Source organism: Staphylococcus sp. EG-SA-15 (genome assembly GCF_017151895.1).
Classification (GTDB): Bacteria; Bacillota; Bacilli; order Staphylococcales; family Staphylococcaceae; genus Staphylococcus; species Staphylococcus aureus.
Genome location: NZ_JACVZN010000003.1, coordinates 67259 through 80665 on the forward strand (window position 1 = coordinate 67259; position 13407 = coordinate 80665).

Below are 13407 nucleotides of genomic sequence, written 5' to 3' on the forward strand. Positions count from 1 at the left end.
AAATGATACCAGGAGAAATTATTACAAAAAGTACAGAGGTTGAAATTAATAACCATCATCCTGAAACAGTTATCGAAGTTGAAAATACAGGAGATCGACCAATTCAAGTGGGCTCACATTTTCATTTTTATGAAGCAAATGCAGCATTAGATTTCGAACGTGAAATGGCATATGGAAAACATTTAGATATCCCAGCTGGAGCAGCTGTCCGATTTGAACCTGGGGATAAAAAAGAAGTTCAATTAGTTGAATATGCTGGCAAACGTAAAATTTTTGGTTTTCGTGGTATGGTCAATGGTCCTATCGATGAGTCACGTGTCTATCGCCCAACTGATGAAAATGATGAATATGCAGGTGTATTCGGAGATAACGGTGCTGAAAACGTGAATAAAAAAGGAGGAAAAAGATCATGAGCTTTAAAATGACGCAAAATCAATATACGAGCTTATACGGTCCAACTGTTGGAGATTCCATTCGTTTAGGTGATACGAATCTATTTGCTCAAATAGAAAAAGACTATGCGGTTTATGGTGAAGAAGCTACTTTTGGTGGTGGTAAATCTATTAGAGACGGTATGGCGCAAAATCCTCGTGTAACACGTGATGACGTGAACGTTGCAGACCTTGTCATTTCTAATGCCGTTATTATCGATTACGATAAAGTGGTTAAAGCTGATATAGGCATTAAAAATGGTTATATTTTCGCCATAGGTAATGCCGGCAACCCAGATATAATGGATAATGTCGACATTATTATAGGTTCAACAACAGATATCATTGCCGCTGAAGGTAAAATCGTCACTGCTGGTGGTATTGATACTCATGTTCATTTTATTAATCCTGAACAAGCAGAGGTCGCATTAGAAAGTGGCATTACGACTCATATTGGTGGTGGTACTGGTGCTTCAGAAGGTTCTAAAGCAACAACTGTAACTCCAGGTCCATGGCATATTCATAGAATGTTAGAAGCTGCCGAAGGTTTACCGATTAATGTCGGTTTTACAGGTAAAGGACAAGCAACAAATCCAACTGCACTCATTGAACAAATCAATGCCGGAGCAATTGGATTAAAAGTACATGAAGACTGGGGTGCAACACCATCTGCTTTGAGTCATGCATTAGATGTTGCTGATGAATTTGATGTTCAAATTGCATTACATGCAGATACTTTAAATGAAGCAGGATTTATGGAAGACACAATGGCTGCTGTTAAAGACCGTGTACTTCATATGTACCATACTGAAGGTGCTGGTGGCGGTCATGCGCCTGATTTAATTAAATCAGCTGCATTTTCAAATATTTTACCTTCATCTACAAATCCAACTTTGCCTTATACACATAATACTGTAGATGAACATTTAGATATGGTAATGATTACTCACCATTTAAATGCGGCTATTCCTGAAGATATCGCATTCGCAGATTCACGTATTCGTAAAGAAACGATTGCAGCAGAAGATGTTCTGCAAGATATGGGTGTATTCAGTATGATTAGTTCCGATTCACAAGCAATGGGCCGTGTAGGTGAAGTAATTACACGAACATGGCAAGTAGCACATCGCATGAAAGAACAACGTGGTCCTTTAGATGGTGATTTTGAACATAATGATAATAATCGCATCAAACGTTATATCGCTAAATATACAATTAACCCAGCAATTACACATGGTATTTCTGAATATGTAGGATCTATCGAGCCGGGCAAACTAGCTGACATTGTCTTATGGGACCCAATTTTCTTTGGGGTTAAACCTGAATTAGTTGTAAAGGGCGGATTAATTAACTCTGCCGTAAATGGCGATGCAAATGGTTCTATACCTACATCTGAACCGATGAAGTACCGTAAAATGTATGGTCAATACGGCGGAAACCTTACAAGTACGTCAATGACATTCGTGTCTAAAACTGCTTATGAAAATGGTATCAATCGTGCATTAAATTTAAAACGCATGGTGCGTCCAGTTAAAAATATTAGACAATTATCTAAAGCAGATATGAAAAACAACAGTGCAACACCTAAATTAGACGTTGATCCACAAACATATGAAGTATATGTAGATGGAGAAAAAATTACAAGTAATGCAGCAACTAAGTTACCATTAACTCAAAGATACTTCTTATTCTAGGAGGAACATAGAATGATTGTTGAAGAAATCCAAGGCAATATTGCCAATTTGTCAAATTCAGAAAAACAAAAGCACGTCGAAAAAGTATACCTTGAAAATTCAGATCTTGTTAAACGTATTCAAAGAGTCGTTACAGACCATGGCACTGAAATAGGCATTCGTTTAAAACAACCTATTGACTTACAATATGGAGATATTTTATACGCAGATGACCATAATATGATTATTGTGGATGTTAATTCAGAAGATCTTTTAGTGATTCAACCAAGAACATTGCAAGAAATGGGAGATATAGCCCATCAATTAGGAAATCGTCATTTGCCAGCACAATTTACAGAGACTGAAATGCTAGTACAATATGATTATTTAGTTGAAGATTTATTAAAAAGTTTAGGCATCCCATATGTTCGAGAAGACCGTAAAGTTAATAAGGCTTTCAGACATATAGGGCATTCTCATGATTGATCATACACACTTAAGATTATTTCAGTTCTGTGATTCACAGTTTCCAACAGGTGCTTTCAGTCATTCATTTGGTCTTGAAACATATATTCAACGAAATATAATTCATGACGATCATACTTTTATTGCTTGGTTAAAAATGTTTTTACAAGAGCAACTTACCTATTCTGATGGTTTAGCCATGCGTTTAGTTTATGATGCATTGGAAAATGATGATACACAAAAAGTATTACACATAGATAAACTGATGTTTGTTCAAAACTTACCTAAAGAAACACGTGTTGGTGCAAAACAAATGGGGACTCGCATGGTTAAATTGGCTTTAGAACTTTATAATAGCCCATGGATTGCTTGGTATCATCAACAAATGCAAGATAAGAAAGCAAAGTTAAATCCAGCTATTTGTTTTACTATGCTAGGCCATCATTTAGGTGTAGATATTGAAACGATTATTGATTACTATTTATATCAAAATGTTTCAAGTTTAACTCAAAATGCTGTTCGTGCTATTCCACTTGGACAAACTGCTGGTCAAAAGATAGTTACTCACATGATTCCTTATATAGAAGAAACAAGAAAGCAGATTTTCGAATTAAAAGAAGCAGATTTTGGCATGACAGCGCCTGGTTTAGAACTAAATCAAATGGCGCATGAGAACGTCAATGTTAGAATTTTCATATCATAGGAGGTTATAATTGTGGCAAATCCGATTAAAATTGGTATTGGTGGTCCTGTAGGTGCAGGTAAAACACAATTAATTGAAAAAGTTGTAAAACGTCTTTCAAAAGAAATGAGTATCGGCGTTATTACAAATGATATATATACAAAAGAAGACGAAAAGATATTAGTAAATTCAGGAGTTCTACCTGAAAGTCGTATCATTGGTGTTGAAACTGGTGGATGTCCTCATACTGCGATTCGTGAAGATGCATCTATGAACTTTGCAGCAATAGACGAATTATTAGAACGTCATGACGATATAGAACTAATTTTCATAGAATCTGGTGGCGATAACTTAGCAGCAACATTTAGCCCAGAACTTGTTGACTTTTCAATATATATTATCGATGTTGCTCAAGGTGAAAAGATTCCACGTAAAGGTGGTCAAGGTATGATTAAGTCAGATTTCTTTGTAATTAACAAAACTGATTTAGCTCCCTATGTAGGTGCATCATTAGAACAAATGGCTGAAGATACTAAAGTATTTCGTGGTAAACGTCCATTTACTTTTACTAACTTAAAAACCGACGAAGGTTTGGATGAAGTTATCGATTGGATTGAACGCGACACTTTACTCAAAGGATTATCATAATGGATGAACAACAATGGACTGGGCAACTTGATTTAACAGTGTTTTTCGATGGCAATCGATCAGTATCAAGAGATATTTTCTTTGAAAAAGCACTTAAAGTGATACGTCCAGTTTATCTAAATCAATCTACCATTCCTACATTTTATATAGTAAATGTAGGTGGTGGTTATTTAGATGGAGATCGTTACCGTATGAATGTGAATGTCGAAGATAACGCTAAAGTGACATTGACATCTCAAGGTGCAACAAAAATATACAAGACACCTTCCAATCATGTTGAGCAGTATCAAACTTTTAATTTGAAAGATAACGCATATTTAGAATATGTCGCTGATCCAATCATCGCATATGAAAATGCTAAATTTTATCAACACAATACGTTCAATCTCAATAATTCTAGTTCATTATTTTATACTGATATTTTAACTCCTGGTTATTCAAAAACTGGCGAAGCCTTCAAGTATCAATATATGCATTTAATAAATGAAATTTATATTGAAGATGAGTTAGTCACATATGATAATTTATTATTGAATCCTAATAAACAATCGATCAATGAAATAGGTTATATGGAACATTACTCTCATTATGGCTCTGCTTACTTCATACATGAAGATGTTAACCAAAAACTAATCGATTCAGTTTATGAAACCATTAGTTCTTATAGCAATACATTCGATTGTCGTGTTGCTATTTCTCAATTGCCTACACATGGTTTTGCAGTTAGAATTTTTGCTTATCGCACACAAATTATAGAGAAAATACTTGGAACCATCCAAAGCTATATCGCAGAAAATATTTATGATCGTAAACTTGATTTTCTAAGAAAATATTAAAATAAAAAGACTAGTGTACCTTGTTTCAAGCTTAATAAGCTGAAATAAGGTATGGCTAGTCTTTAACTTTAATTAAAGCATCTTCAATATTTAAATTTTAAGTTAATTTTATGTCCCAATGCTGAATAAATAACTTCGTTTTAATAAATTGTTATCGTTCAATGTTATTAAACGCAATTAACCTTGATTTAATTTTTAATGTATTCTTCTAATTCTGAAATCAGTTTTTGAATATTTGCTTTTTGTGTATCTGTAACATAAACAATAACTGTTCTTTCGTCTTGTAAACTTCTTTTCTTTGATAACAATTTTAAATCTTTTAGCTTTTGTAAAGCTTTAGTTAAATAGTAAGGTTTGAACTCTGAGCACTTAGCAATCTCTTTAGATGAGATTTCGTTAGACTCACTTCTTAAAATATGATTTAAAATATAAATTTCTTCATAGTTCAAATTGAACTTCTTTTTTGTATCTCTGAAAAACTTCTTAACTTGAAATGTTGCGTTGACTAAATCATTAATGTCATTAATTTTACTCATTATTAAACCACTCCTCTGATGCACATCTTGTTGTAGCAAGGTTCACATGTAATTTATTAAATCGAAACTCTATCCAACTATGTTATAAAGTTCATTCTAAACAAATAAGTATAAAAATTCAATATTTTTATTACTAGAATATGGTTAAATACATTTATTTCTTATAATAATTTGATGTTTAAGATATTTTGCCAAATTGAAAATTATTAGTCTGAATATTTTGTATCTTAACTGATATGTAAACTTTTAAAATTTTAATCTATATCAACGTGTTTGATTTGATATTTTTTATATTAATTGGATGGCTTGCTCACAAAATTTATAAAATATAAAAAAAGAAGAGCTTTAAATCATAACGCATGCCATTTATCTTTAAATGCAATGAGTTATCATTCAAACTCTTCTTATCAACCTACATACATTGACATTATACTATCATATGTTGTTTTACATATTCAACAAACATTTCATCGTTATCACTTTTAATATCATGCATTGGGACATTACCAATATTAAATTTGAACATTATAGTTTGACCATCATAATCTATCTTCTCTATTTCATTATAACTAATACTTCTATAATAAAATTGGCCATTCATATCTACATTCATAATTAATCTTTCATTTGTTGCTATAAATGCCCCTTCAAATTCATTCTCACCTTGAACTTGATACTCAATTATTCCTAGCACTGACGGACCCTTTTTTTCAGTTGGAAATAAATCATTTGGATTCACATTATCTAAAATCATAATATCCCTCCCACTTAAAACTATAAACTATTCTTCATAGGTATATGAAATACAAGTGATTAACTATTTATTATTAAGCTTAACTTGTATTCCCTTTTCAAGATAATTATAACATGCTTGAATAAGCATAGTGACTTTAGAAAACTTTTCTCGCTTGATTGTTACAATAACACGCCTTTCATCTAATTCACATCTCTCTTTTTTAACTAATCCCTTCAAAATTAAACACTTTAAAATCGGGCTAACCGCAAATATCGGGTGATGGAATTCACCCTGTAATTCTTTAACCGTCAATTGACCTTTATGCAGATTTAATATTCCTAAAACGTATAACTCTTCTAATGATAATTGACACATATTTAAATAACACTTTAGATTCCGCAATAATTCTTGTGACGACAATAAATACGATACATAGTCACAACTAAAATCAAATGTATATTGACCAAAATAACGTTCAATATAGTCACTAAGCTCATTATTCATATATTCTATTTTATCTATATGCATTTTATTAATCGAAATAGTCAATTTACGTTGATCCCTTTGATCTCTTCCTTTCAATAGCCATTGATGATTGTTTAAATAACTTAACATTTGAAGAAGGGCCATCTTAGATTGGATTTCTTTCATTTTTAATAAACTATCTATTGAAGCGCTATTGGAATCAGAATTATCATATTTAACTAATAGATTTAATAGTTTCACTTGAGTCAAAGTGAGATGAAATGAATATTTCAACATATCATTAATGACTTTCAACATTAGTATGTGTGCAGTTAAACGCTTAACTTTAAATTTAGACATCTTTAAAACCTCTCTTAAACCATGCCTATATCTCAAGATGATATTTCAAATGAACAATACTATTGCTTGAGACCATTAATGAATGATCATAAATATTTCTTTCTATAAAATTAGCTTTCCAATAACTGTGTTGTTGCATAATATCATTCACAAGTACACCATTTTCGGAAGTATGATTATCTTTATCTATACTTAAAACAATTTGTTTAGTTTTAGCATGGCTAAATTGTTGAAGACCCTTACACGATAAACGTATAGCGTCCGAATTCTCATTTAACAATGCGGCTGGCAAACAAATGACACATTGTACTTCATGTTTGAACTTCGTTACAATCATCGTGTCATTTTGATAAATAACAATCCCTCGTAATTGATTAAGTATATTTATGATAAAAATGAATATTGATAATCTAGTTAAATTTATTTCTTTGCTCGCTTCACTTATAATTGACATGTGCATAATAAGTCCTCGAAATTTTGTATAATTTGTCAAAAGTTCAGTAACCTTATTAATATCAGACATTGTGATTTTTTCTTTTAAGTCATTATTCTCATTAATCAAATCTACATCACATATAATTTTAGAACGTGCAATAGACACCTGTTCTATTTGTCTTAGCGGTAAGATAAAATAGTCTATTAGATGATCAATTTCTTTATCATAGCGCGTATTCAACTCTTTTGGTTCCAGATGATATATTAATTCAAATACTCCTATATAATTATCTATTAAACGTTTCAGTTTTTGAATTGCAGTAGTATTTAAGTCGTTAATTAAAAATGCAATCTTACATCTATTACTCTCAAATGTCATATTAAAAATTGTGGCTACTAGCTTTTCTATCTTGCCTCTTTCAGTACTCGTTAACAATTCCTTATATTCATGTTTAATACGAAATACTACATTTACATTGTAATTCACTATCTTTTGAAGTAATAAAGTGATTTGTTCAATCGATAGCTCATTGCTTGTGTCGATTGTAACAATTATATGCAAGTTTTCAGGATTAACACCTAATCTTTGAATGATTTGTTTAATAGTATAATAATCCATCCAATAAAAATTACTTCCTTTAATATAAATGTTTTTAGGTTGATACATTTGACTCCTTTTTGTAGGCTCAAAAGGTATATCAATCTCGCGCATACTTGAAGAACTTTGATTAGTATCATCAAATAATTCAATTATATTTTTATCAATTTCAACTAATTGGGAATGGTTAATTGAATGAGATGTTGGACTATATCTTTTTCTAATTAATTTAGGAGTGTTACCATACGTTTCTTTAAAGAGGTGTATAAAACGAGAATAATGATTAAAACCATGACTACTTGCGATTTCTTCAATAGGCTTCTTAGAAGTTAAAATATCAATTAAGCAATGCTCCAGTCTAATATGATTTAAATATTGAATAAAATTACTATAAGGTGTCGCTTTAAACATGTCACTTAAAGCTTTGTTTGTAATACTAACTTGATTAATAACATCTTTCCTATTTATCTTTTTATGGTGGTTGTTTGTTAAATAATCGTGCACTTCTTCGGCTACTAAATGACGACTACCATCGTATGTATTTAATGACATTAATTCAACACACATGTAATTAATAATCTTATCATTAGCATTATAAGACTGTTGTTTAATTTTGCTGTAGATTAAATACTTAATCAAGATTCTAAAAGTGCTAGCAACCTCATTTGTTAATATCTTGCCACGCATCATATAGTTTGCATTCATAAACTTCAAAAATGTCTTTGCACTTACTTCAACAACACAACATACACTATCATCATGACCATCAATTTGATACAAATCATTCAACATAATAATGGTGACATCATTTCTTTTTACATCATATTGTTGTAGATTGATTGAAACTACACCTGTACCTTGTAGCCAATATATAATTTTTAAGTTTGCTTCCTTCACACTACTCATTTTCATACTTTTAAAAATATGTAGTGAATAATTATCTGTCATCTTACATCCTCACATATACAAATATATTGATTTACTCCTGTTTATCTTTCTCAAATCAATTGTCAACATCTAATATTCACTACCAATTATATCGCCACATGTTTTTTAGCAGTAACAAAACATAAATCGATTATATCAAATAATACTTTTATTAAAACATTTTTTTATGCTAAATTAGGATATTTTATCCATTAAATATACATTTTCATCCAAATACCAAAGCTTTCATAATCATAGAAACTTGATCGTTCGTGTCGAATTTTTATGCATTTTCTGATTAAAAGTCCTATATTATGCACAAAATATACATTTAGAATTTTCAGTAATATTACAAATTTGTAACAGACTTATTTTCGAAACATTCAGTTTTCACAAAGAATGCCGTAGTTATAAGTTTTGCAAAATGCAAATTTCTATACTTTTAAAATTCTATTGTGTCAAGATATTAGCAAAAAATTACAAAACGTTAACAAAGCACACAAGGACGCTAATTTCTGTTATAGTCTTTCTTGTCGTTTAATTACGAGAGATAACTTATAACATTAATTTTGTCACACGGACATTACGAAAATATTTTAGATTTAAAATTTTTAGGAGGATATTTTTAAAATGAAGAAAATCGCTACAGCTACTATCGCAACTGCAGGATTCGCTACAATCGCAATTGCATCAGGAAATCAAGCTCATGCTTCTGAGCAAGATAACTACGGTTATAATCCAAATGACCCAACATCATATAGCTATACTTACACTATTGATGCACAAGGTAACTACCATTACACATGGAAAGGTAACTGGCATCCAAGTCAATTAAACCAAGATAATGGCTACTACAGCTATTACTACTACAATGGTTACAATAACTATAACTATAACAATTACAACAACGGTTATAGCTACAATAACTACAGCCGTTACAACAACTACTCAAATAATAATCAATCATATAACTACAATAACTATAATAGTTACAACACAAACAGCTACCGTACTGGTGGTTTAGGTGCAAGCTACAGCACTTCAAGCAACAATGTTCAAGTAACTACAACTATGGCTCCATCATCAAATGGCCGTTCAATCTCAAGTGGTTACACTTCTGGTCGTAACTTATACACTTCTGGTCAATGTACATACTACGTATTTGATCGTGTAGGTGGTAAAATCGGTTCAACTTGGGGCAATGCAAGTAACTGGGCTAACGCAGCTGCAAGAGCTGGTTACACAGTGAACAATACACCAAAAGCTGGTGCAATTATGCAAACAACTCAAGGTGCATACGGTCACGTTGCATACGTTGAAAGTGTTAACAGCAATGGTTCAGTAAGAGTTTCAGAAATGAACTATGGTTATGGCCCAGGTGTTGTAACTTCACGTACAATCTCAGCTAGCCAAGCTGCTGGTTATAACTTCATTCACTAATTAGTGATGGCTATGTTTACGCCAACAAGGTTTCAAGAGCCTTGTTGGCTTTTTTAATTTCTATGAAAAAAATCGAATTGGTAAAAACCTCAAAATTTCGATTTTCACCAATCCGATTCACTCTGTAATAAAGAATAAACAACATACAGCCATTGACACACCCAAATTTAGGCATGTCAAATCGGCTATACATTGATAAATTTTTAGTTAAAGTACTTACAAATATACTTGCCTTCAAATTCTCAATTAATTTAGTCATTACAAATCATGACATAAAACTTACATTACATATATCAACATGTTCCGCTACAAAACATATTCAGTATATGTATAGAGGATATTTATTCTAAGTTAAAACCTTTTCAAATTATAACCGCTACAATTATAAATGATTAAAGTGTTTCAACATATTATATATATTCCACGCTCACATTAAGTTAAACGTGAATTCGATGACTTTTTAATACCTATCCCTGTAAAACCATAGATAATTGCTATAATTGCGCATAAATAACATGGTACTGTCCATATGAAAAATTCTTCAACAGAGACATGAAGTTGATTCGTATAGTAAATACCTGATGTTCCCCATGGTATTAAAGGTAAGACCATCGTACTTGAGTCTTCAAGCGTTCTTGATAAAACGGAACGAGAGACTTGGTATTTTTCGAACAAATCTTTCATTAACACACCGACCATAATAATTACAATCGAAGCAACACCTGCAGCGAATACAAGCGCAATACAACAAATAACAGTAATACATATTAAACTTCCTACAGAATGGATGCCTTTAGAAATAGTAGTTAATAAGACTTCTAAACATCCTGCTTTTTCTACAATACCTGCAAATGCATATCCGCAAAATATCGTTACTAATATTTGGGTCATACTCATCATACCACCCTGTTCTAACAAGCTTTTCACACTGGATGAAATATGAGACTGATGTATCATTGAGTCGTTAAAACCACTAAATGTTGCTTTGAAACCATCTGTCATTTTGAAATGATGATTAAAAGTCCCCACTATAATGGCAGAAAAGCTTGATATTAGCATAGCTGGCACTGTAGCCATTTTAAATAGCAAACAAACAATGATCACAATTAAGGGAACCCAGACCCATATGTTAATTTGATAAATCTGTGCAAGCTCTGATAACAAAGTTTGAATCTGTTTATCATTTGAATGCCCTTTAAATTGAAATCCAGCAATAAACCATACTAATAAACCTATGATTGATGCAGGTATCGTCGTCCACATCATCGAATGTATATGTTTAAATATATTAACTTTAGTAACAAGCGCCGCTAAATTAGTTGTATCTGATAATGGTGACATTTTATCGCCAAACACAGCCCCTGCTATAATAGCACCCGCTGCCATCCCTGGAGGAATCCCCAATTGATTACCAATAGAAATAAGTGCAATCCCTGCAGTTGATGCAGAGCCCCATGCTGTACCAGTTGCTACAGATGTAACAGCACTTATAAAAAAGGCTGATATTAAAAAATAGCTTGGATTCAATAAATCTAAGCCATAATAAATCAAGGCTGGCACTGTGCCAGAAAACATCCAACTGCCTACTATAATTCCTACCGCTAGTATAATTAAAATTGCAGGCATTGCAGTATTTAAACGTTCTGCAATGCCTTTTTCTAAATCTTGCCATGTTAAGCCTACACGTTTTGCAATCCATGTGGCATATGCTGAGGCAATAATTAATAATACTTGAATTGGAATATCAAAAAACACAAAGCCTGTTACAACAACAATAACCATTACAATCATTGTCGAAATTGATTCTAAAAAGGTTGGTTTTCTTTTCATCATCTATCGTCCCCTTCGCTTATTGATGAGAAACCTCTTTTCTTCAATTTATTGCTTTTGCATAATGCTATATCCTTTTCTATCTTCAAGCCATCATTTATTTTAAATATTTTTCTAAATCAAGCTTATCTAAACCAATTTCTTCAACTGTTAAGCCTTCCTCAAAGAAGTCTCTCTCTAAAATGGTTGATGCAATTACAATTACTGCATCTATATTTGGTGTCGGTACATCAATAACACGACCTAAGCTTGACCATAGTACTAAACCATATGCAATATCTTCAGTTAAATATCTGCTTTCTACATGATTTGGTCCTGGAATTTGTGAAAATACTGGGCTTGTATTAAACAAACGATTTAATGGTTCATCTTCTTTATCACGTTCTAAATAACCACGTTCAATACGTGATTCTTTAGCTGTTGATAATTCAAAACCTAATCTACGGCCTAAATTCAAACGTTCTAATTCGATTGCATGAAGTAATCTAACTGTATGTTTAGTAATTCCTTCTTTATATAAAGCGAACTCGCCAGCATAATCAATGCGACCGACATTCAATAATGTTGGTCCTGGATGCACTTCAGGATTACCATTTTCAAGATTTGTTTTAATTAAGCTTTCCTCTTTTACTAAATGATCATAAATACTTGAAACTTTGTCATAACAATCATTTAGACAGCTTCTATCATATGTTGAAAAGAAGATACGACGTACATTTAGAGATAAATCAACTGCTGCATTTTCAAAATCGACACGCGTACCATACGTCAACGTATTAGCTTCCGCTAGTTGTGTTTTTGTTTCAATATGTCTATCTTCTAAAACATTCATAAAACGAATTGACCCCATTGCTGCAGCCATGTTGAAGAATATCAACTGATTATCAGTTACATGCTCTGCCATTACATCAGCATAATACTCTATGTATGAAGATGGAATAATCACTTGAACAATTTCAGCATCTTTTAAAACATATTCCATATCATCACTAATATCAGTGAATTTTACGAAACGTTCATCACCTTCATTATTAAAATCAAATCCGCCCTTTTCGATTGCGTTTTGAAACTTACTTATAGATTGATTACGACAATATAATTTAACATCGTGGCCTTTGCTCACCATATCTACTGCTGCCGTAACTGCGCCATTTCCTGATCCTACAATTGCTATTTTCATAAACAACCCTCTTTCTATCTTTGGTTAAAATTAAAAACAAATTATACGTAAGACAATATAAAAATGATGCGAATTCATTACGCATCATTATAAATGTTAAGTATATATAACCTTAAATTAACCTATTTAAACGCCGACGTCCACCAATTATTTTTATTTTTAATA

The 13407-nt window shown here is 31.9% G+C and carries 14 protein-coding genes; 7 read left to right on the plus strand and 7 right to left on the minus strand.

All coding sequences use genetic code 11. The features are described from left to right. Positions 1–2: 2 nt before the first annotated feature. Genes IDG64_RS03390 through IDG64_RS03415 form a run of 6 tightly spaced genes read left to right on the plus strand, consistent with a single transcriptional unit; the run spans position 3 to position 4735 of the window. Positions 3–413, plus strand: a complete 411-nt coding sequence (locus IDG64_RS03390) for an urease subunit beta (protein WP_000612128.1) — start codon at positions 3–5, stop codon at positions 411–413. Then, on the plus strand, positions 410–2125 hold the full coding sequence (gene ureC, locus IDG64_RS03395) for an urease subunit alpha (RefSeq protein WP_000008674.1): 1716 nt from the start codon (positions 410–412) through the stop codon (positions 2123–2125). Before IDG64_RS03390 ends, ureC begins: the two co-directional genes overlap by 4 nt. A gap of 12 nt (positions 2126–2137) precedes the next feature. Beyond that, positions 2138–2590, plus strand: a complete 453-nt coding sequence (ureE, locus tag IDG64_RS03400) for an urease accessory protein UreE (RefSeq protein ID WP_000634589.1) — start codon at positions 2138–2140, stop codon at positions 2588–2590. Further along, entirely contained in the window at positions 2583–3272 is a 690-nt protein-coding gene (locus IDG64_RS03405; RefSeq protein WP_000565254.1) for an urease accessory protein UreF, read from the plus strand. Before ureE ends, IDG64_RS03405 begins: the two co-directional genes overlap by 8 nt. Positions 3273–3284: 12 nt before the next feature. After that, a complete protein-coding gene (gene ureG / locus IDG64_RS03410) occupies positions 3285–3899 on the plus strand; it encodes an urease accessory protein UreG (RefSeq protein ID WP_000002973.1) in 615 nt (204 codons plus the stop codon). Then, positions 3899–4735: an urease accessory protein UreD gene (locus IDG64_RS03415; RefSeq protein ID WP_000344352.1), complete on the plus strand. Its 837-nt coding sequence runs from the start codon at positions 3899–3901 to the stop codon at positions 4733–4735. Before ureG ends, IDG64_RS03415 begins: the two co-directional genes overlap by 1 nt. A gap of 188 nt (positions 4736–4923) precedes the next feature. Here the strand turns inward: IDG64_RS03415 and sarR are convergent, their stop codons facing one another. The 4 genes from sarR to IDG64_RS03435 form a co-directional block, all read right to left on the minus strand. Next, positions 4924–5271, minus strand: coding sequence for an HTH-type transcriptional regulator SarR (gene sarR, locus IDG64_RS03420; protein WP_000036076.1), 348 nt, complete (start codon positions 5269–5271; stop codon positions 4924–4926). Between the two features lie 427 nt (positions 5272–5698). Then, on the minus strand, positions 5699–6025 hold the full coding sequence (locus tag IDG64_RS03425; protein WP_000599588.1) for a PH domain-containing protein: 327 nt from the start codon (positions 6023–6025) through the stop codon (positions 5699–5701). Between the two features lie 63 nt (positions 6026–6088). After that, entirely contained in the window at positions 6089–6832 is a 744-nt protein-coding gene (locus IDG64_RS03430; protein ID WP_000032854.1) for a SarA family transcriptional regulator, read from the minus strand. A gap of 25 nt (positions 6833–6857) precedes the next feature. Next, positions 6858–8813 carry a helix-turn-helix transcriptional regulator gene (locus tag IDG64_RS03435; RefSeq protein ID WP_000131810.1) on the minus strand — a complete coding sequence of 652 codons (1956 nt, stop codon included), beginning with the start codon at positions 8811–8813 and terminating at the stop codon, positions 6858–6860. 609 nt (positions 8814–9422) lie between these two features. On the opposite strand from IDG64_RS03435, the gene IDG64_RS03440 reads away from it, so the two are divergent. Next, positions 9423–10232, plus strand: coding sequence for a CHAP domain-containing protein (locus IDG64_RS03440; protein WP_000717388.1), 810 nt, complete (start codon positions 9423–9425; stop codon positions 10230–10232). Between the two features lie 16 nt (positions 10233–10248). Here the strand turns inward: IDG64_RS03440 and IDG64_RS03445 are convergent, their stop codons facing one another. The 3 genes from IDG64_RS03445 to IDG64_RS03455 all read right to left on the minus strand — a co-directional run bounded on the left by IDG64_RS03445 (position 10249) and on the right by IDG64_RS03455 (position 13242). Further along, positions 10249–10491 (minus strand): hypothetical protein, encoded by a 243-nt coding sequence (locus IDG64_RS03445; RefSeq protein ID WP_031864643.1) that lies wholly within the window; start codon positions 10489–10491, stop codon positions 10249–10251. A 173-nt stretch (positions 10492–10664) separates the two neighbouring features. Next, positions 10665–12065, minus strand: coding sequence for a Na+/H+ antiporter NhaC (gene nhaC / locus IDG64_RS03450; RefSeq protein ID WP_000977732.1), 1401 nt, complete (start codon positions 12063–12065; stop codon positions 10665–10667). Between the two features lie 94 nt (positions 12066–12159). Continuing rightward, the gene (locus IDG64_RS03455) at positions 12160–13242 is read right to left on the minus strand and encodes an NAD/NADP-dependent octopine/nopaline dehydrogenase family protein (protein ID WP_031871909.1); all 1083 of its coding nucleotides are present in this window, start codon (positions 13240–13242) and stop codon (positions 12160–12162) included. Positions 13243–13407 lie beyond the last annotated feature (165 nt).